General features: G+C 46.3%; 23 protein-coding genes and 1 other annotated feature. Of the genes, 10 read left to right on the forward strand and 13 right to left on the reverse strand.

Annotated features, from left to right (window positions below; genetic code table 11):
* Positions 1-43: 43 nt before the first annotated feature.
* The 3 genes from EL84_RS08115 to EL84_RS08125 all read right to left on the reverse strand — a co-directional run bounded on the left by EL84_RS08115 (position 44) and on the right by EL84_RS08125 (position 3,832).
* A complete protein-coding gene (locus EL84_RS08115; RefSeq protein ID WP_047841307.1) occupies positions 44-2,080 on the reverse strand; it encodes a peptidoglycan D,D-transpeptidase FtsI family protein in 2,037 nt (678 codons plus the stop codon).
* A gap of 105 nt (positions 2,081-2,185) precedes the next feature.
* Positions 2,186-3,331 (reverse strand): transglutaminase domain-containing protein, encoded by a 1,146-nt coding sequence (locus tag EL84_RS08120; RefSeq protein ID WP_036605735.1) that lies wholly within the window; start codon positions 3,329-3,331, stop codon positions 2,186-2,188.
* Positions 3,332-3,349: 18 nt separating this feature from the next.
* Complete coding sequence (locus tag EL84_RS08125; protein ID WP_174806458.1) at positions 3,350-3,832, reverse strand: ATPase; 483 nt, start codon at positions 3,830-3,832, stop codon at positions 3,350-3,352.
* A 190-nt stretch (positions 3,833-4,022) separates the two neighbouring features.
* On the opposite strand from EL84_RS08125, the gene EL84_RS08130 reads away from it, so the two are divergent.
* Positions 4,023-5,198, forward strand: coding sequence for an MFS transporter (locus EL84_RS08130; protein WP_047841308.1), 1,176 nt, complete (start codon positions 4,023-4,025; stop codon positions 5,196-5,198).
* A gap of 531 nt (positions 5,199-5,729) precedes the next feature.
* Positions 5,730-6,077 (forward strand): toprim domain-containing protein, encoded by a 348-nt coding sequence (locus tag EL84_RS08135; RefSeq protein WP_036605733.1) that lies wholly within the window; start codon positions 5,730-5,732, stop codon positions 6,075-6,077.
* A 75-nt stretch (positions 6,078-6,152) separates the two neighbouring features.
* Here EL84_RS08135 and EL84_RS08140 read toward each other — a convergent pair whose 3' ends face one another.
* Positions 6,153-6,764, reverse strand: a complete 612-nt coding sequence (locus EL84_RS08140) for an SCO family protein (RefSeq protein ID WP_053061422.1) — start codon at positions 6,762-6,764, stop codon at positions 6,153-6,155.
* Between the two features lie 435 nt (positions 6,765-7,199).
* On the opposite strand from EL84_RS08140, the gene EL84_RS08145 reads away from it, so the two are divergent.
* Positions 7,200-8,180 carry a metal-dependent hydrolase gene (locus EL84_RS08145; RefSeq protein ID WP_036605731.1) on the forward strand — a complete coding sequence of 327 codons (981 nt, stop codon included), beginning with the start codon at positions 7,200-7,202 and terminating at the stop codon, positions 8,178-8,180.
* Positions 8,181-8,296: 116 nt separating this feature from the next.
* On the opposite strand, the gene EL84_RS08150 is transcribed toward EL84_RS08145, so the two are convergent.
* Complete coding sequence (locus tag EL84_RS08150; protein WP_017692386.1) at positions 8,297-8,515, reverse strand: alpha/beta-type small acid-soluble spore protein; 219 nt, start codon at positions 8,513-8,515, stop codon at positions 8,297-8,299.
* 120 nt (positions 8,516-8,635) lie between these two features.
* Here EL84_RS08150 and EL84_RS08155 point away from each other — a divergent pair, with 120 nt between their 5' ends.
* On the forward strand, positions 8,636-8,836 hold the full coding sequence (locus EL84_RS08155) for a hypothetical protein (protein ID WP_017692385.1): 201 nt from the start codon (positions 8,636-8,638) through the stop codon (positions 8,834-8,836).
* Between the two features lie 115 nt (positions 8,837-8,951).
* Here the strand turns inward: EL84_RS08155 and trpS are convergent, their stop codons facing one another.
* The gene (gene trpS, locus EL84_RS08160; RefSeq protein WP_036605729.1) at positions 8,952-9,944 is read right to left on the reverse strand and encodes a tryptophan--tRNA ligase; all 993 of its coding nucleotides are present in this window, start codon (positions 9,942-9,944) and stop codon (positions 8,952-8,954) included.
* Between the two features lie 74 nt (positions 9,945-10,018).
* Positions 10,019-10,286 (reverse strand) — a binding site (T-box leader).
* 245 nt (positions 10,287-10,531) lie between these two features.
* On the opposite strand from trpS, the gene EL84_RS08165 reads away from it, so the two are divergent.
* Both EL84_RS08165 and EL84_RS08170 read left to right on the forward strand, forming a co-directional pair.
* Positions 10,532-11,506, forward strand: a complete 975-nt coding sequence (locus tag EL84_RS08165; protein ID WP_047841309.1) for an aldose 1-epimerase — start codon at positions 10,532-10,534, stop codon at positions 11,504-11,506.
* Between the two features lie 205 nt (positions 11,507-11,711).
* A complete protein-coding gene (locus tag EL84_RS08170; RefSeq protein ID WP_047841310.1) occupies positions 11,712-11,945 on the forward strand; it encodes an alpha/beta-type small acid-soluble spore protein in 234 nt (77 codons plus the stop codon).
* Between the two features lie 85 nt (positions 11,946-12,030).
* Here the strand turns inward: EL84_RS08170 and EL84_RS08175 are convergent, their stop codons facing one another.
* The gene (locus tag EL84_RS08175; protein WP_047841311.1) at positions 12,031-12,441 is read right to left on the reverse strand and encodes a hypothetical protein; all 411 of its coding nucleotides are present in this window, start codon (positions 12,439-12,441) and stop codon (positions 12,031-12,033) included.
* 288 nt (positions 12,442-12,729) lie between these two features.
* Positions 12,730-14,529 (reverse strand): M3 family oligoendopeptidase, encoded by a 1,800-nt coding sequence (locus tag EL84_RS08180; protein WP_047841312.1) that lies wholly within the window; start codon positions 14,527-14,529, stop codon positions 12,730-12,732.
* 118 nt (positions 14,530-14,647) lie between these two features.
* Between EL84_RS08180 and EL84_RS31240 the strand changes: the two genes are divergently transcribed.
* A complete protein-coding gene (locus tag EL84_RS31240; RefSeq protein ID WP_017692379.1) occupies positions 14,648-14,818 on the forward strand; it encodes a YycC family protein in 171 nt (56 codons plus the stop codon).
* Positions 14,815-15,048 (forward strand): hypothetical protein, encoded by a 234-nt coding sequence (locus EL84_RS08185; protein WP_017692378.1) that lies wholly within the window; start codon positions 14,815-14,817, stop codon positions 15,046-15,048. The genes EL84_RS31240 and EL84_RS08185 overlap by 4 nt, the downstream gene beginning before the upstream one ends.
* A 12-nt stretch (positions 15,049-15,060) precedes the next feature.
* Here EL84_RS08185 and EL84_RS08190 read toward each other — a convergent pair whose 3' ends face one another.
* The 3 genes from EL84_RS08190 to EL84_RS32125 all read right to left on the reverse strand — a co-directional run bounded on the left by EL84_RS08190 (position 15,061) and on the right by EL84_RS32125 (position 16,622).
* Positions 15,061-15,792 carry a DUF2225 domain-containing protein gene (locus EL84_RS08190; RefSeq protein ID WP_047841313.1) on the reverse strand — a complete coding sequence of 244 codons (732 nt, stop codon included), beginning with the start codon at positions 15,790-15,792 and terminating at the stop codon, positions 15,061-15,063.
* 43 nt (positions 15,793-15,835) lie between these two features.
* Positions 15,836-16,213, reverse strand: coding sequence for a globin (locus tag EL84_RS08195; protein ID WP_036605723.1), 378 nt, complete (start codon positions 16,211-16,213; stop codon positions 15,836-15,838).
* Between the two features lie 244 nt (positions 16,214-16,457).
* Complete coding sequence (locus EL84_RS32125; protein WP_155984997.1) at positions 16,458-16,622, reverse strand: hypothetical protein; 165 nt, start codon at positions 16,620-16,622, stop codon at positions 16,458-16,460.
* A gap of 152 nt (positions 16,623-16,774) precedes the next feature.
* Here EL84_RS32125 and ylbJ point away from each other — a divergent pair, with 152 nt between their 5' ends.
* Together ylbJ and EL84_RS08205 are read left to right on the forward strand one after the other, a co-directional pair.
* On the forward strand, positions 16,775-18,028 hold the full coding sequence (gene ylbJ / locus EL84_RS08200; protein ID WP_047841314.1) for a sporulation integral membrane protein YlbJ: 1,254 nt from the start codon (positions 16,775-16,777) through the stop codon (positions 18,026-18,028).
* 104 nt (positions 18,029-18,132) lie between these two features.
* The gene (locus EL84_RS08205; protein WP_036673293.1) at positions 18,133-18,936 is read left to right on the forward strand and encodes an NAD kinase; all 804 of its coding nucleotides are present in this window, start codon (positions 18,133-18,135) and stop codon (positions 18,934-18,936) included.
* 27 nt (positions 18,937-18,963) lie between these two features.
* On the opposite strand, the gene EL84_RS08210 is transcribed toward EL84_RS08205, so the two are convergent.
* Both EL84_RS08210 and lipA read right to left on the reverse strand, forming a co-directional pair.
* Positions 18,964-19,383 (reverse strand): YutD family protein, encoded by a 420-nt coding sequence (locus EL84_RS08210; protein ID WP_235200693.1) that lies wholly within the window; start codon positions 19,381-19,383, stop codon positions 18,964-18,966.
* Between the two features lie 14 nt (positions 19,384-19,397).
* Positions 19,398-20,297, reverse strand: a complete 900-nt coding sequence (gene lipA / locus EL84_RS08215; RefSeq protein ID WP_036605720.1) for a lipoyl synthase — start codon at positions 20,295-20,297, stop codon at positions 19,398-19,400.
* Between the last annotated feature and the right edge of the window lie 38 nt (positions 20,298-20,335).

Consider the following 20,335-nt stretch of genomic DNA (forward strand, 5'->3'; position numbering starts at 1 on the left):
AAAAGAGGACCCACGAAGGGTCCTCTGTAACCAATGCCTCACATCACTGTGTGCCTGATTCCGAATCTGAATCTTTATTTTTGTCCTTTTTCGGTACACCGTCGAGGCCGAACTCCTCGTCATAGGCATCGAAGATCGCACGTGCAACCGGAGCCGCACTGCTCGATCCAAAGCCCCCTTCGGGGATAACCACAGCGACAGCAAGCTTCGGATTATTACGTGGTGCATAGGCGATAAATACACCATTATCCACCAGTTTACCGCCTACTACTTGTGTCGATGTTCCTGTTTTTCTAGCAAAGTCATAAGGGAATCCACTAAATGCAGATACCTCGGTTGCCATGCCTCGTTGTACTTCATTCCAGTAGGCATCGTTAAACTCCACCGTGCTGAGTACCTTCGGTTTTACTTTCTCGACCACGTTGCCTTCAGAATCCCGGAACTCTCTAACCAGTTGTGGCTCCATCCGCTTTCCTTTGTTCGCCAGCATTGTCGTGTACTGTGCTAACTGCATGGTTGTGTATTTTCCCTGCTGTCCAAAGGAACCATACACGAGACGAGTCAGCGAGCTTTCCGTGTCGTTCATGTAATCCCGTATGCCCAGGAATTCATTCGGCAGATCAACCCCTGTAGATACCCCAAGGCCGAACTGCTTCATGTATTCATCCCATTTGTCAATTCCGGTCGCACCGTATTTTGAGTACATCTTCTTCCCAATCTCATCAATCATGAATACGTTCGAGGAATGACGAATCGCATCACGAGGATACATTGCACCATACACATGCCCTGATGAGTTCTGCACTCTGCGATTGTCCCCACCAAAGGTCGTTGAACCTCTATCCGAATAAACCGTATTGGTAGTGAAGAAACCTTCTTTCAAACCGATTAAGACACTAAGCGGTTTGATGGTGGAACCGAGTAGCACGATCGATTCAGCTCGCTTTTTAGAGTCATCCGGAGGAAATGAACGAATCGTACCATTTTGATACACATATTTGATATCATCATACTGATCATTTGTGATACTGCCTGTTCTCCAGATGTTGGTATCATAATCTGGCATACTGGCAGCAGATACGATTTTCCCCGTATCCACTTCCATCGCAACTGCAAATCCGGTCTTGGCATTCGGATGTAATCGACCGGAAACCTGATTCCGATGAAGCCAACTCAACTGATCCAGAATAGCCTGTTCTGTTTTCACCTGAACGTTTTTGTTAATGCTGGAAATCAGGTCGTACCCTTTCTGCGGCGGGGTAGAACCTGCTACACCTTCAGGCAAGTTACGCAAATCAACATCAACGGATGTATATCCGCTTTTGCCGCGGAGAGCATCCTGATATTGCAGTTCCAGTCCATCAAAGCCTACAAATTCATTCTCCGTATACACCAGGCCCGGATCCGTTTGCGTTTTATTGGCCTCGTCCACCTCTTTGTATTTGTTCAAGGACTTCGAACTTCTGAACTTCTTCAGATAACCGATGGTCTGAACCGCTACCGTATCCGGATCGTAGAATCGTACACTCTCCTCGACGATCTGAATACCTTTGAACTCGTCCTTGTGCTGTAGGAAATAAGCAACTTCTTCCTCGGACAGATCACTCTTGATCAGACGTGGCATAAAACCGTTCGCTTTGCGGGAGTTCAAGTCCATCTCTTCAATAATTTTCTCCACCGTAAGTGGCTCTGAGTCCTTCAGCTTGTACTGTTCAAACACATCATGCAACCGGGTTGCAATATCCTGCACTTCCCCTATGTTAGGACTCGGTTTCCCATCAACATCCCCATAGTTTTTATACAGTGTCAGGTAGAGAGACTGAATGGGCTTGGAGTAAGCCAACTTCACCTCACCTGTAGAATCATAGATCGTGCCTCTCACAGGAGGAAGTGGTACATCCTTGGTAATGTTACTTGCTTCTTCCTGGCTAAGTTCAGGCCCTTCCACGAATTGCAAAAAGGCCAAGCGTACAATAATAACGCTAAAAATAACAAAGGAAGCGAAGAAAAATACGTTCATTCGGTAACTGAAGCGCCGTTTGTCCGTAAGTTCATCCTTCTCATTGGAATGTTTTTTCATCCATCCTACCTCTTTCATGACTTGATGCATACCGCTCAAACTGATTCTCCGCGGCATGATAACCTGGCAACGTCGTCATATTCCGGACCCATGTCCGTTGTATTGCTAAGCTGATTGATCCTTTAGATGGGTGTCGGCAAAATTCGGAGGATTAAACCAGTCTCCACTGATCGCCCATGTCGGGTCAAGCGGAACCCAGCTCTCGGAACCACTCAAATACACCTCATTCCACGCATGCGGACCGTACCCTCCCTGGCCGTTATAACCAAGTCCTGTAACAACTTTGACTTCAAGTCCTTGTGAACGGGCCATCACGGCATAAAGACGGGCATAATCAATACATACGCCTTTGCGTGTATCAAATGTATTCTGTGGATTTTGTTCATGCCATATGCCCTTTTGCTCATAGTCATCCACTTTACCATAGTCATACTGAATACGTGAACCTACCCAGTCGTAAAGCGCTCTTGCTTTGGCTTCATCTGTCGATTGGCCTTTGACAATCTCACTCGCTGCAGATTCAATATCCGTCGGAATATTGTGGTCGATGACTTCATATTTGCGTTGCAGGATGCCGCCCAGTTCCTTCTGCACAGCCTGCGTAAATACGGGTAGCTTGTCCTTAATGAACGTGCCGGACAACGGTTCGATGACTGATTTGGCCCCTTGCATATAGATCGGGGATGCTTCCACATATCGGCTGAACATGCTTCCAGGGTAAAGACTGACAATCATGAACAAAACTGCGATGACAATCATTCCGCGGACGGAGCCTATGATCGTGCCAATGAATGCACCCGTCAAGCGACTAAACATACCTTTAGGCGCACTTTCCTCGGCTGACCTCTGCCTGCTACTAAAAATAAATGAAGAGAGAAACCCGAGAATCAGTCGGATGAGTCCATAGCTAAGTACAAATAATACAGCGAACCGCATCAGCGGAAAATCTGCAATCGCCGTAACCAACGTATAATACATCTGTTCCCACCGGTTCAACTCACGGTTAGGCATGGCTGAAGCATACTCAGACAGCCACTGCTGTACATATGGCGCAAGCCACAACGTTAAACCGATCGACAACAGAATACCAATGACCGCCATAATGCCATCCATCAGGAACCCAAAGAGTCTGCCTGCTGAACGCGAAGCCCCTCTGGACCAACCCTGCAATAATGAAGCAGCCACAATCAGCAACAGCATAATCGTGATGCCATTCAATTCCTTCAGGCTGTCCAGCCAATTCTGCAGCACGTACCGATTCCCCCTTTACTACGATGCTGGTGCTGTTTTGTTCTCCTGTGCCTGTTCGACAAACGTACGTATAGTTTCATTGTCGAGTTTCCATTCGCCAAGTGAAATTCCGCGGAAGGTCACATCAACTTTATCCGATTGAGTTCTGCCCTTAATCTCCACATTGGGACTTGTGATGGTGAACGCTCCATCCTGTCCTTTGACGTATTTCGCTTTGGAAGCCTCCTTAAGCATCATGCTGGTTGCTTCCTTCTTCAATGTGTCCATCGTGCTGGATTGTACGTCTGTCACTGTCTGTTTGATCTGATCAATGGAGATGCCGCTGTATATCAGTAGAGCCGCAATAATGATGATGGCAATCGCCCATTTCAATACGGTTTTGACCACATTTAGAACAAAGAACAATATGATCAATGCAACCACGATCACCAGCCAGTTCTGCATCACAAACTCTTTGATTACTTCTATGTTCATGACTACACCTTCCGTATTAGAATTCATTCGTAACACTCCCGAATATTATACATGATTTCCGAAGCTGCTGTCAGCTAAGCCCTCTCCCTTAAAAATAAACGGTCTAAGTTCGTCCCGCCGGGCGTACAAGTAGTACCATGAGGTTCTGCCGGGCGAACGGGGAACACGTTCAAGACCTGTAGTTTGAACATGCATCGCTTAACAAGGAGGGGCTTATGTGAAAACGGCCATCTGGCTATACCTGTTTTTGTTCCTTGCCGTATTTGATTTGCACGCCCAGTATCCCATTTTGACCCCTTTTGCCATCTCGCTGGGAGCCGCCCCTACTTTCATTGGCTGGATGATGGGCATCTATTCCTTAACACATCTTCCTGGCAATCTGATTGCTGGAACACAAATCGATAAACATGGCAGTCGCCGCTACATTGTATTCAGTCTGCTCGGTGCAGGATTCATCCTGCTCTTACAAGCCTATGTCCAAACACCATGGCAACTGCTGGCGCTGCGTTCCATCAGCGGGTTTGTGCTGGCCTTCCTGTCTCCTGCATGTCTCGCTCTGCTTGCACAGTTATCCAGCGATCCGGTGAAACAGGGGAAGTATATGTCGGGTCACGGGGTAGTGCATACCCTTGCATCTGTCGTATCACCAGCAGCCGGTGCGATCATTGTGGGTTCCATGGGATTCTCTGCTACATTCTCAGGTTTGGGCTATCTGCTTATTCTCACAGGTGTCATTGCTTTCATGACCATGCCCCGTGGTATCGTCAAACAGCAGGAGAGAGTAACTGAACCTGCTAAACCTGACGCTTCACCAGCAGATGCCACAAGCGCATTCCTGCCGGTGTCCTGGCGATACTTCGCCTTGCCTCTGGTGATTGCCTGTGCCCAAGGGATTCTCTTCTTCGAATTACCCCTGCGGGGCGGAGGACAATCGTCCATCATGTCTACCGGACTGCTGTTCTCTATAATAAGTATTGGGGCACTCTTCACCCTCAGCATGTTATTTCTCAACCGGTATTCCCCCAAGCTGCGTCTGGTTGCGGGCGTGCTGTTAATGTCCTTGTGTTTTTTTGTGATGGCAGCCATTCCGCAAGTTCCGTTGTCTACTGTATTATTTGTACTTGGGATGTCCAAAGGCATCATCTTTCCAGCTATGGCTACTCTATTTATCCGTCTGAGCGGAGGAAGCAAGTTGGGCCGCATTTTCTCGCTGCAATCCATTGCCACCTCCATCGGTTCTTTCATCGGCCCCATCACTGCCGGGCAACTCCGTGTCGGGTTATCACCCTATTTCATCGCGTTTCTTTTGTTAATGATTGGTATGCTACTGCTTCCATACTATACATCCAGACGCGAAGCTCCCCTGTCCGATCCGAAAAGTATATTGAATTAGGTCTGTATCAAGCTCTTCTTCCCTACTGTTATGACAGCAATTAGGTCTGTATTTTCATTAGCTTTGCATCATTCCCCCATTTACAGCTAAACTATATAAAATGGACTAACGTTTTACACGTTAATAAAAGCTAACTGGGAAATCTATCTTTTACAATCACCGAAGGTTTTATCTTATTGAAGATCATTAAGGTTGAACAATTAGCCAAAAGTAGTGAAGGGGACGGAATCGATTTTGAAGAAGCGGTAGCGTTCGCCTTTGTCTCCAAATATTAACTTTATAAAAGCAAATCAGAAATATATGGAGACAACAGCGATCGGAAGAACGACCCGTAACCGGAACGGCCACTGCTAGCTATTACTGACCTAATGATGCACATGAGATAAGATTTCAGAGAATTGTCTTAATGGGTTGTTCTATCCAGTTAGCAAACGCGTAAAGAAAGAAGTCCATTTTATATAATCAGTCGATTTTCGCTGCAACATTTCCCGGGGAATGTCGACATAAGCTCTCGAACAAGAGGTGAATATCATGCCTATTCATGTCATTGTGGAAGGTAAGAATGACCGAAGCAAACTGAAACGTCTGGTTGGACCCGAAATCAACATACTATGTACGTTTGGAACACTTAATTCCCTCAAGTTGGAGACCCTGCGCAAGCAAGTCGGTTACGACGAAGTCTTTTTATTTATGGATAATGACAGTTCCGGCAAAAAAATTAGAGGTGTACTTCGGGATGCTTTCCCGGATGCAGTACAGATGTATACACGACGAGGATATGCGGGTGTGGAAGGAACACCTGATGAGTATATCATTGCCCAGCTGGAGAAAGCCGGGTTAGAGACATACATCCAATACCCTGAACATCCTTCCTATTAAAATGAAATACCAAAAGGCTGCCTTTGGATTGATATCCAACCAGAAGGCAGCCTTTACAGTATGATGATCAGATGATTATTCCTTAATCAGATTGCGAATATCCTCGGCTATGACAGCAGGCACAACGTCCTCTGTATTAAATGCATTATATACCTTGCGCAGCTTGTTGTTCTCATCCACCAGACCAATCATATTCATATGGGCAAAATCATCCTTACTCTCCCCATCGATCAGGATCTGGAATGATTCCCTGGCAAACTGTTTGGTTTTGTCCATATCCCCTCGCAAGAAGTACCATCCGGAATAATCCGCGTGGAAGCGGTCCGCAAACGTCTTAATCTTCTCTCTTGTATCGACTTTCGGGTCGAATGAAATAGATACAAATGAGACATCTTTACCAAAGGTGTCGTCCTCTTTCAACAGATCCTGCACCTGGGATAACGTAAAGGTCGTAATAGGGCAGACATCCGGACAACTGGTGAAATAAAAGTAGAACAAGCGGACTTTCCCTTGGGTATCCTCCAGCGATACTGTACTGCCATCTACATTTTCCATAGAAAAGGATTGGATTTCACGAATCTCGGGTAATTTTTCCTTACTGGCAAAAACGGTGCCCCACATCAGATACACAGCCATAATCAGTGCGAGCCCGAGCAGCATCCATGTCCATTTGTACTTTTTCAGCATCTTCCTCGTCCCTTCTTTATCTCCTCTTATGAATACGCATACATATGTGAATCCAAAATCACGTTTGTTTCGCTTTATCCATCTACTGTGACATATGTATTCAAAGAAACCTACTTTTTATGAGATTCTATATTATTGTAACGGTTTAAAGGAACAATGCCCATAAATTATTTTAGCATTGTATATCATTCGAATAGTATCGTACGTTCTCTGGCGATTTTCTCACTGTATCCGATATAAAGTTTATCATAGGAAATACCAAAATAGTTTGACAAACTACGTACATTTATTGGGTATGGCACAGGAAATTGTCATAAATTTGAAATTAGGGATGTTTTGCATCCTGACAAACGGATATTATACACTATATATGGGTATCACCTAGATAGAGAAGTAATATGCCTTAGAACGATATACCACACAAAGGAGACGTTTATGGATACCTCTACACATTTTGTCATGGGGATTGGTCTAGCCGGTCTGGCTTATGTCGATCCTGTCGTCGCGGCGAGTCCCATGCTTGCAGCTGCGGTAATGGTTGGCACGATCGCCGGTTCCCAGGCCCCGGACATTGATACTGCGTTACGTCTCAAAAGCAACTCGCTTTACATTCGGAATCATCGGGGCTTGTCACACTCTCTGCCATTTCTCCTGTTATGGGTTTTGCTCATCACCGGCGTCATTGCACTGATATTCCCTGGTGTCCCTATTGGACACGTTGCCACCTGGACCGCTGTGGCCGTAGGCTTTCACGTATTCACCGATCTGTTCAACACCTATGGAACCCAAGCCGCCCGGCCTTTTACGGAACGCTGGATCGCCTGGAACATCATTCATATTTTTGATCCGTTTCTATTCACTACACATGTCATAGCTATCCTGTTATGGGCCTTTGATCTGATCGCCCCTGCACCACTCTTCGTTACGTTGTATAGTTTGACCGGTTTATATTATATATGGCGAACGATTGCTCGTGCACAAGCAGTCAGAAAAGTTAGACGTCTCGACAACAGCCCAGAGCAGGCAAGATACATCGTCATTCCAACGATATCCTGGAACCGCTGGCATGTGGTTAAACGAGTTGAGGACGGCAGTTATGTGATCGGTAAAATGGATGGTTCTAATCTGGTATGGAGTCTGCACGCCTCGTCTTCTACTCACGCGGCCGTTGCTGCTTCACGTAAATCGCCGGAAGTCAGTGCCTTCCTCTATTTCACCTCCTATGCGGTGGCAGAGGTTGAAGAACTGCCTGCTGGTTACAAGGTCCGCTGGGCAGATGTACGTTATCGACACCGGAAACAATATCCATTTGTCGCTGTGATTGTGATGGATCGGAATTTTGAGACGATTGATACGTATGTAGGCTGGTTAAGCGATGAGAAAATGGATAAAAAACTTTTATCTGCACGCCCTTGACGAAGTGAGCATGGCAAGGCACAATCAGACATAGGAACTGATACGCGAGAAAGCCCGGAGCGTTTCCGCTCCGGGCTTTCCGTTTATCCTGTTTTGTTGCTGTTGGTTAAAATAAATTATTTGCCAGACCCAGCCAGAGACTGCTCAGCGATTTGTACCAGACGTTTGGTGATATATCCACCCAAAGATCCTGTTTCACGGGAAGTGTAGTTACCATAGTAACCGTCTTGTGGGATAGTTACACCCAGTTCCTGTGCAGCCTCGATTTTCAATTGTTGCAGTGCTGAATTTGCCTGAGGTACCACCAAGTTGTTAGAACGAGATCCTTGAGCCATATTTATAATCTCCCTTCAATCTGTGTCTGTAATGTAATTGCAAGCTTGCAAGATTATTATGGCTCGTAGGCTACAGGTTATACGGAGTTTTACTAAATTTGTAGATGGAGGTTTTTCCCAATGAGTAAAGGCTTGTCCCTATGGTTCGCATTCTCTTCGATTATCTTGTTAACGGTTTCAGCAATTATGATCTCCTACTCCGGTTGGTTTGCTGCACTACTGTTTGTCCTGTCCATTGCCAACATTGGCTGGGGATTTGTGATTCGCGCCAAAAAAGAACGTCAGGAAGTTCGCTCGGCTGCTTCAGAGCCCACTTCTTGAGCAGGTCATTTGATAGTTCAATAATGAACACATGAATAAAGAGGAGTCCTTCAATAGGGCTCCTCTTTATTTATGTTAACTATTCATTGCATGAAATGAAGATCTTTGTTCACGACTACTGTTTACGTCTCGGAACAAATCCCATACGTTCTTTCACTGCATCCAACGTTTGAGCAGCAACTTCTTCTGCACGACGGGCTGACGTATCCAGAACATCCGCCAATTCGCCAGACTCACGAATCTCATTATATCGTTGTTGCAGCGGTTCAATCACAGATACAACCACTTCAGCCAGTTCCTTTTTGAATGGACCGTACATCTTGCCTTCATAACGCTCAGCTACTTCCTTAAGCGTCATACCTGCACATTCAGCATAGATACTCATCAGATTGCTGACTTCCGGTTTGTTTGCCGGATCATACACGACTTCACGTCCCGAATCTGTAGTGGCACGACTGATTTTTTTGCGAATCACATCCGGCGGATCCAGCAGGGCAATATAGCTGCCAGCGTTAGGGTTACTTTTGCTCATTTTCGAAGAGGCATCATCAAGTGACATTACCCGAGCACCCACCTGCGGAATATACGGATCTGGAATGGTGAAGTACTCCCCATAACGGTGGTTAAAACGTCCTGCCAGATCACGTGTCAGTTCCAGATGCTGCTTCTGGTCCTCACCTACTGGTACAAGGTCAGCATTGTATAACAAGATATCAGCCGCCATTAATGATGGATACACAAACAGTCCGGCACCAACCGAATCTTTACCGGATGATTTATCCTTAAACTGAGTCATGCGTTCAAGCTCACCCATGGAGGTCAGCGTTGTCATCAACCAGCCCAATTCCGCGTGCTGCGGTACATGGGATTGCAGAAATACGTTAGATTTCGAAGGATCAATACCTGCTGCAATAAACAGTGCAGCTACCGCTTCCGACTGTTCACGCAATGCTGCTGGCTCCTGAGCCACGGTGATGGCATGAAGATCAACCACCATGAAATGACATTGATAGTCATGCTGGAGTTTTACAAAATTTTTGATTGCACCAATATAGTTGCCCAATGTGAGCTTACCGCTTGGCTGAATACCTGAAAGTACTGTTTTCATTACACATAACGCCTCCCTGATTGTATATAAAAAACTCCTGCCATTCTCTGCGAACGCAAAAAGGCCCCACATCCGCAAGGGACGTGAGACCGTGGTGCCACCCTTATTCGCTTTTCTTCGATTGCTCCTGACCCTGGATCAAGTCAAGCCGAAGAAATGCCTTCATTGTTCCGTAACGTGGATTATACGGCAGACTCTAGTGGGGCAAGCCCATCTCTGGCTTAACCTGTTCAAACCTACACTCAAGGGTCCATTCGGTAAAGAGCTCACACCGGTTCACATCAACCACCGGCTTTCTGGAGAGGATTCTCTTGGCCTACTTATCCCTGTCATCGATTTCATGTCATTTAATTCTAATAAATGCTTTTAGAGTTCCATCTTAATGCGCACAGGCGTGAATGTCAAAATGAGTTGAACTTTTTTACCCGAGACATCAAAATCTGTTATGATGGAATTGCTTATCCTGTTGCCTACTTCACACGAAATAGCGCAGGAAATCGCTGGCATGTACACAACGACACGCCTGCAGCAGTAGCTTCATCACAACTGCTTGCAGACAGATTTCAAGTGGGAAAAGGAGCATCGATATGAAACAAGTGACCAAAGGCCAATGGAATGGTTACGACACGTATATCCTACATAGCCGTGAATTGGAAATCACCCTGCTGCCGCGTCTTGGAAATAATATTATTTCTATTCGCGATTTAGTGCAGGACAGAGATGTCGTCCGCCGTCCGGATGAAGACGATCTTGCCTTTTATCTGCAGAAGCCGTACCATTTTGGCGTTCCTCTCCTGATTCCACCAGGGCGCATTCATCGTGGACAATTCGAATATGAAGGCGTTCGTTACCAGTTTGATCAGAACACGGCGAATGACAACCATATTCACGGTCTCCACCGTACCCAATCCTGGTGTGTCAGTGACATTGAGGAAGATGAAGACGGCTGTGCAATTACGACTGAATTACTGACCGAAAATGAAGAGCATTGGATGGCCCAATTCCCGATTCCCCTAAAACTTGAGATGACGTTCAGTCTGCAAAACGCTGTATTTAGCCAGCGTCTGCGAGTCACCAATCTGAGCTCAACACCTGCTCCTTTTGGGATGGGATATCATACATGGTTTTTGTTAGACGGCAAACCTGCCGACTGGACACTGCAACTGCCTGTTTCCGGAATATACGGACAGAATGAAGAACAACTACCGACAGGTGAACTGGAATCCCTGGGTGAATGGTCTGCTCTGAACGAAGGCATCAATTTGCAGAGACGTAACTGGGATACCCTGTTGAAAGCTACCGAAGGTGAACCGGCTACGGCTTACTTACGCAGGCAAGATGGATATACATTGAAATATTCAGCAGATGAAGCATTTTTCAAACATTGGGTTCTCTTTACCAAAGGTGAATCCGATCAGTTCTTGTGCATTGAACCGTACACTTGGCTCCCGGATGCACCTAATTTGGCTTTATCGGATGAACAAACCGGGTTGATTCGCTTGGAACCGGAACAGCCTGTTGAGTTATTTACACGTATTGAGGTTATACCTCCTACAGACTAAGCGAGCTGATCATGCTCTATTTTGCTTTTACGCATATCACCCTATATTTTGATATCCAAATACAACTTGCCGACCCGCATTGGGTCGGCTTTTTTATGTGTCCTGTGCACTGATAGTTATCCATATTTTCCCTTACGCCATATCATGTATATTTCCGTATTCTCTAACCATACTAACATCACCAACCCATAAGGAGGTGACACATATGTACGGAAGTCAAAACCAAGGTAGCGGTAGCCGCTCCAACAACCTGGTCGTTCCCCAAGCAACAGCAGCATTGCAACAATTGAAAATTGAAGCTGCTCAAGAGCTGGGTGTAACTATTCCACAAGATGGTTACTACGGTAACTATACTTCCCGTGAGACAGGTTCTCTGGGTGGATACATCACTAAACGTCTGGTGCAAATCGCTGAGCAGCAATTATCGGGTCGTTCGTAAGCTCGTAATTATTGCTTGAGCCTAAGCAGAATCCAAAAGTAAAAGCGGCCTTCTTCGGAAGTGCCGCTTTCTCTTGTGCAACTAATTAGGAGGTCGACTCCATATCTGATTCCTTGTATGTATTGGTTCTAGGGTAACGAATCATCAGGCTCGCCATATTGTAATTAGACTCCATCGTTGCATCTACCAAAATCATACCTTGTCTTACTGTGAAGTCGTACGATATTTCGCCATGTGTCCAATTGCGTTTGAATTTCAACGTCTCCAGTGCCATTGACCGGAAAGAAGTTCTCTGGGTTTCATTTAGCCCCCCTTCCTCCACATCCATCTGCCCATCTCGTCCAGCTATCGGATTATGTCGAATACCGAATTTCCCAATTACGTTGTTTCGTATTTGCACAAAAACTACCCCTGAATCTAACCCTGATAACTCATTATCAAGCTCTTTGAATACCAGATCCAACTGTCTCGCTAATGAAAGCTCATCAATTTTCATATTAACACTCTCCTTATATGCTTATAGTCCTATACAGCAAGGACTTACGACTCATTATATGACATCATATGTGCTCATTCAACAAAGAACGGCAAAGTTGGGTATTTCTAACTATGATTTGCACAATTAATTGCCATTCCACTCCCTTAAACTGAGCTTTTTCACTTAATTACGACAAAATCTTCGAGAATCAAAAATGAGGATTCTGTACAAAAAAAGGCTGCAATCCTGTGTCTGTTAACACGGAATTGCAGCCTTTTCATATATATTCAACCTATTCTATTCAACCTATTTTTCGGTTGCTGTCATCTGCAGAAACTGCTCAATATCGGCAATAACCAAGTCCGCAGCATTTTGCCAGAATTCCGGTTGTGTCAGGTCCGTACCCAGATGTTTCTGAGCAAGTTCTTCGACCGTCATACGCCCTGTATCCCGCAACAAATCATCGTATTTATCTGCAAATGCCGTTCCTTCTTGCTGTGCTCTCGCATAGATTCCCGCACTGAACATATAACCGAACGTGTATGGGAAATTATAGAATGGCACACCAGTCAGATAGAAATGCAGTTTGGATGCCCAGAAATGAGGATGATCTGATGCAAGTACACCGCAGAACGCTTCCTGCTGCGCCTCCACCATTAATTTGGATAATTCATCCGCGTTGACCAAGCCTTTTTTGCGTTGTTCATAGAAACGATTCTCAAACAGGAACCGGGCATGGATGTTCATAAAGAAAGCCACACTTCGCTGTATCTTGTCTTCCAGCAAAGCCAGCTTCTCTTGCTCATCTGTTGCCGCCTGCACCAGGGCATCTGCTACAATCAGTTCAGCAAACGTGGACGCTGTCTCAGCCACATTCATCGCATAACGTTGATTCAATGCAGGCAACTCTTCCATAATGTGTTGATGATATCCATGCCCAAGTTCATGCGCAAGAGTCGACACATTAGATGGTGTCCCGGAGAAGGTCATGAAAATTCGGGTTGCTTTGCTAAGTGGCAAAGACGTACAGAATCCGCCTGGACGCTTGCCAGGACGGTCTTCTGCTTCGATCCAGCGTTTCTCAAAAGCCATCTCTGCAAACGAGGAAAGTTTAGGACTGAACTTGGCAAACTGTTCAACAATATTGATGGCTGCCTCATCGTAAGTGATTTTGCCACTTGATTTACCTACAGGTGCATCTACGTCGCTCCAGCTGAGCTTGTCTACCCCCAGCAGTTCTGCCTTGCGCTCCAGATATTGAACAAGCGCAGGTTTGGCACCGTTAATCACATCCCACATCGTATCCAGTGTCTGACGTGACATCCGGTTGATGGCCAGAGGTTCTTTGAGGATATCATCCCAGCCACGTTTCTCATATAACTTCAGACGGAATCCCGCGAGGTGATTCAGCGTGTCAGCGCAGAAATCTTCAACATCGGTCCAAGCCTGCTCCCAGTTTGCGAATACCGTCTCGCGTACATTCCGATCACTATCGCTCAGCTTGTTGGCAGCCTGTCCTGCGGAGAGCATCACCGTTTCCCCATCTCGCTCAAATGGAATGTTCACCTTGCTGACAATCGTGTTGTAGAATTTGCCCCAACCATGGTAACCATCCACACCCAGATCCAGAGCAAGACCTTCCAGTTCAGGCGACAGCTTCTCACGAGCCAGCGTGCGACTCTCGTTCAGTACAAATGCCAGCGGCTGAATATCTTCCCGAGCAATCCAAGCGTCCCACACCGAATCCGATGTCTGACTGAGTGTATTATCAAACTTCGATTTGCTACCGTTCAGCATCGCTGCAATAGAACTGATGGCGCCTTGAAGCTGCGTTGCCTTTTTGTCCTTCTGGTTTTGCGATGAGAGGCAGGATACAAACGCAGATCCTTCCGATATGCGGATATAACAGCTTTGCAGCAGTTCCAAAATCGGATCAAATGCAGCCGTCTCTTCTAATGAAGTCGGTGCAGCTGTTTCGTTCAAGAGATGTTGCAGTTTACGTACATCCTCTTCCAGTTCAATCAGATACGCAGCAAATGTCTCGGAGGAAGAACCTCCACTAAAAATGGACTCCAGATCCCATACGGGGTGTAATGGCGTTTTCATTTAATAAGGCACCTCTCTCTATAAATTGGATGGTTAGGATTGAATTAAAAACTGGTTTTCTGTCAGCCATATCTCTATACTAGAGAAATACTTATAGCAACCTTCAGGAGGTAAACGTATGAAACCTTTACAAGTATCGGCTGATACAGCCGTCAAATTAGCAGAATCCCTGGGCGTACCTTTGGAGCACCTGATGCACATGCCCCAACATATCCTGATGCAGAAGATTGCGGAACTCGCCAAACAAGAAGCCTCCAAACCTTCCGCACCAGAAGGCGAACAAGAATGATTCCGTTTGAGAACAGCTGGCCTTACGATATTGTGATGGGAGACATCTATGTACAGCAATGTCCCTACTGTCACGCAAGCAACGTGCTGCTCCCCCTCAAACCCAAAGAGCTTGTGCTCATTCGCGAAGGCAAAAAGAAATTACTGGTCTTTCCCTGCTGTAATACAAGCATGACCGTGATCGACAACGACAGTGACTATTTGTTATCCAGCCGTCCTGTCCGTAACTAATGTAAGATCAACCTAGAGGGGGCTGCGCTTTGCAGCCTCTTTGTCTGTTTCCAGCATCTCTTCAGGGAGTTCCAACTTACTTGAAATCATCTGCTCACGCAGCACGGCCCACTGTTCCCTTGAAGCACGAATCATGGCCGCATCTGTGATCCGCTTGTCATGAATGACCTTGCTGAACCATTGCACTGCTTCATTAAACCGTCCTACCCTGCGGTTCAATTCCCCGAGCAAATACAACAGTTTGGCTTCATTGCCACCCGTTCCTTCACGTTCGAACACCTTCACATAGGCTTCCAGGCTAAATTCAAGAAAACGATGTTCCTGTGCATGGTCCTCCATATAACGATACAACCAAGCTATATGATGCAACAGACCAGCGACGACACGATCTTTCTCCTGGATAACCTGTGCGCACAGCAAGGCAAGCTTGTACGTTGCCAACGCATGTTCCAGTGTTCGTGCTCCGCTATAATCACGTTTAACCCAGCGGTTACCGATCTGTTCCTTAAAAGCCTTGCGCTGAGCATCATTTAAATGCTCCGTTGCGTTCTCCGTCGTGGCAAACCCGCACTGCGGACAGATGCGAACCACATAAAAATCTGGATTCTCCAGTTTGTAGTAAGCACAAAAATCCGAATCCGTCCGGTAGGGCCTTTTCAAACTCGGTCTTACCCGTGAGGTTTCATACTCGGTTTCGCAATAATGGCAGGTCACTTTCACCTTATACAGCGGCTCTAATTCCAATCTATTCCATCCCTCTCCCGTACGCTTGTAATCATATTCGGATCTACGGTGTATTCACAAAATGATGTGCAGGCCCGGATAAACGCTGCAGGATAAACGAATGCAAGGGCTCCTCCACACCAATCTGTGTTAAGGCTTGATCCATACATGCAAGCCAAGCCTCAGCCCGTTCAACCGTCACTTCAAAATGCATATGACGGGCACGCATCATCGGATGTCCAAACGCCTCGGAAAACAGCCCTGGTCCTCCAAAAAACTGAGACAAAAACATATACTGCTTGTCGATGACCGGCTGAATATCTTCCGGGAAAAGCGGAGCCAGCTGCTCATTCTGCTGAACGATCGGATAGAAAGCCTCGACCAATGCGCGAACACCTTTCTCACCGCCAAGATTATCATAAATACTCAAACTGGGATTCATTCGTCTGATTCCCCTTTCTGATGTCGAATTTTGCCATATATTACACGTTCCGTGAACATTGTGAAAACAGTAACAATATCCAGGCCACAAAAGCCTTTATCTCCATTCTATCAAAAAAAACCAAAAAGTCCTATATAACATGAAATCATCAGGACATGTAACCTGCCATCTGTATATAGGACCTTATTCGAAACATAACACAAAAAAAGCGCCAACCGCTTGGGTTGGCGCACTAGATATTTCATTAATAACTCCGCCAGTCCTCTTCCTCAGAGCGTACCAGCGAGGCACGTATCACATATACAAAAGCACAGACCAGGATTCCGGTGACAAGACTCATGATCATCACTCCATCCGAATTGAATTCCACCTTGGAGACAATTAGGTGACGTTCAGGCGTTTTTCTCATTTTAGCACACATCACTCAAAAACACAGCCACTTTTGCAAGCGCTTTCCACGTATAATTTTGTACTGTTTGTCCACTTTTTTTCATATATTGATGGCAATAACATCACAGACTTCCGCACACCGACCATTCCAAATATAAAGGAGAAGAATTCATGGCTGCTTCACAACGACTCACCCATGTCCTGGTCACAATCGCTCTCCTGATCCTTTGTGTGTTAATGGTCTTGTATCCAGCGGAAACCTGGCATGCAGGTGTACGCGGACTGTCCATCTGGTGGGACGTATTGTTTCCCTCCCTTTTTCCTTTTTTGGTGCTGTCCGAGCTCCTACTCGGCTTTGGCATTGTTCATTTTCTAGGTACCTTGCTGAATCCACTGATGCGTCCATTGTTTCGTGTTCCCGGAAGCGGTGGCTTTGTATTTGCCGTGAGCTGTGCATCCGGTTATCCTACAGGGGCGAAACTGACCGCTCAGTTATGGGAACAAAAGCTAGTTACCCGGGAAGAAGGAGAACGGCTCGTTGCCTTCACTACATCATCCGATCCGATCTTCATGATTGGAGCGGTATCGGTTGGATTCTTCCATAATGTCGCCATTGCTCCAGTATTGGTTGCGAGCCATTACGCTGCAGCTTTTCTGGTGGGTATGCTCATGCGTTTTCACGGGGGTACAGCAAAAGGCTCACACCCAGACAGTTCTTTTGGATCTCCATCGGAGGGGATACCTAGAAACAGACTGGTCCGGGCCATCTATGCGATGCATGAAGCAAGAAAAGCTGACGGACGGGCATTCGGTGAACTGCTGCGCCAGGCAGTCTCCTCATCCCTTCGCCTTATTATTATCGTAGGAGGGCTGGTTGTATTCTTCTCGGTCATGATGGAGCTACTTGTCCAGACCGGTTGGCTTGGCGGATTATACGGGATAACCGAGCAATTGTTACGACATAGCGGACTGCCTCCATCCTTATCTCCTAGCTTGGTCGGTGGGCTGTTTGAAGTAACGCTGGGGAACAAAGAGGCTGGGAGTGCCGGGGCATCCATCCCACTCGTCTATAAAGTAGCAGCAGCAGCCTTTGTTCTCTCTTGGGGTGGATTATCCGTCCATGCACAGATTATGAGTGTTCTTAGCAACACACCCATGAGATACGGTCCATTTCTATTTGCCAGAGCAATCCATGCGCTAATCGCACCTATGCTGGTCCTGCTGTTGTGGACACCCCTGATGGGGCGTTCCTCTTCACCCGTTCTCATGGAGCCCGGTTTCATCCCATCGTTATCAACGTATACACCGGACTGGGGACTTATTTTCTTATCCGGAATGATTGTTTTTGTAAGCCTCATCGTGTTGTTGTTATTCCTCGCGATATTAAGTTCCATTCTCAAGCCTAGACGACATACCAAAAAATAAGTGAACGATTCATCTGTATTTAACTGAATATGCGCCCAAACGTTGTGTTCTTCCGCGGAATTGATTATCATCGGTAGTATAATGACCACAAAGGAGCTTTCATCTTGAGATACTATGTTCAAGACCGCGGAGACCAGTTATCGATTGATCTCAGTCAGCAGTTTCACGCGCTGGCGAAGGAAGAAGGGTTCAAGCTGGATGCAGAATCGCCGGAGATTGTTATCTCCATCGGGGGCGATGGTACGATGCTACAGGCATTTCACAATTTCATCGACCGCATTCCGGATATTGCTTTTGTTGGGGTTCATACAGGCCATCTCGGCTTTTACGCCGATTGGAAGAAGGAAGAATTACGGGAGTTAGTCAGGCTGATGAGTGGCAAAGGAGATCCGGAGCGTCTCAAACCACGCATTGTACAATACCCGCTACTGGAGCTTGAGATTCGGAAAAAGTCAGGGAATTCCTCTTACATCGCCCTTAATGAATTTACGTTAAAAGGTGTAGACGGTACCGTCGTGGCCCAGGTCGATATTAACGATGTGACATTTGAGATGTTCCGTGGGGATGGCATCTGTGTATCCACGCCATCAGGCAGCACGGCATACAACAAGGCCCTTGGCGGTGCCATGGTTCATCCAACCATCGAGGCGATTCAGATTGCGGAGATTGCATCGATTAATAACCGGGTCTATCGTACACTTGGTTCACCGGTTATTTTGCCCAAGCATCATCATTGTGATATTTTCTCCCGCAAGGATCAGCGGTTATTGATGACGATTGATCATGTGAATGTGATGGTGGAGGATCTGATCTCCGTCCGTTGTCAGGTATCCAGTCACAAGGTCAGTTTTGCACGTTTCCGCCCTTATCCATTCTGGAACCGGGTTCGCACGGCATTTCTTGACTAAAATAACACACCAAAAAAGCGGTCCTTCTCAGGAACCGCTTTTTGCTTTGGCTTGAGGCTGATCCTTGCTCTTCTGAAGCACAAAGTACGCACAGCCAAAGTTACAATATTCATTGATATAATCCACCATACTGGCGATTGTGGAATCCTTCGTCGCTTTTGGATGGTTATCACGGTAAAAACCTTTTAACCTCAACTGGCTATAACCCCAGTCCCCGATAATATAATCATAACGCTCCAGCACTTCACTGTAACGATCACGGAAGACCTCTGGATTCCAGCCCTCTTTGTGGTTCTGGACGATTTCATAATTTTTGCCGCCGATCTGTACAATGACCGGTTCTTTGGGCTTTTCCTCAACTGATTCAACAACTGATTCCTGAACCGGCTCCTGGATCTGCTCCTGAAGTTGGTCCTGAATCTGTTCTGTGATTTTTTCTTCTTCCAATCCGGTATCCTCCATCACGCGTGTGTTGCCGCCTGTTCAGCATGTTTGGTAGCCGATTTCACCTGTTCATGCGCATGGTAGGAGCTGCGTACCATCGGGCCGGATTCGACGTGGCTGAATCCACGTTTTAATCCTTCCTGTTTTAATGCAGCAAACTCCTCTGGCGGATAATACTTTTCAACATACAGATGTTTCTCCGATGGCTGTAAATATTGACCAATCGTCATAATATCACAGTTCACCGCACGAAGATCATCCATTGTTGATAAAATTTCATTATATTCCTCACCTACACCAAGCATGATGCTTGATTTCGTAGGGATGTTAGGTTGCATTTCTTTGGCACGAGCAAGCAATTCCAGTGAACGTTTATATTTTGCCTTGGCACGCACTTTGTCTGACAACCGCTCAACCGTCTCAATATTGTGATTCAGAATGTCCGGTTTGGCATCCATTACAATCTGCAAAGATTCCCGATCGCCCAGAAAGTCTGGAATGAGTACTTCAACGCTGCACAATGGCAACCGTCGCCGTACGGCCTTCACCGTCTCTGCAAAAATCGTAGCTCCACCATCTTTCAGATCATCACGGGCTACACTTGTAATTACGCAGTGTTGCAGATTCATCTGCTCTGCTGCTTCCGCCACACGTTCTGGTTCCTGCAAATCAAGCTCCGTTGGCAAGCCTGTATTCACCGCGCAAAAACGGCATGCCCTTGTGCAAATGTCGCCCAAAATCATAAAAGTGGCCGTTCGATTGGCCCAGCATTCATAAATATTCGGACACCTTGCTTCCTCACATACCGTATGCAGCGTTTTGGAACGCATCATCGATTTCATTTCCTGATAGTTATCGCCGGTTGTCAATTTGATCCGAATCCAATCCGGCTTCGGTTCTTTAACACGTTTAGCCAATGCATAAACCTTCTTTCTACTGAAGTTAGGCTGTTGCT

The sequence above is a fragment of the Paenibacillus sp. VT-400 genome, from assembly GCF_001029205.1.
Lineage (GTDB): Bacteria > Bacillota > Bacilli > Paenibacillales > Paenibacillaceae > Paenibacillus > Paenibacillus amylolyticus.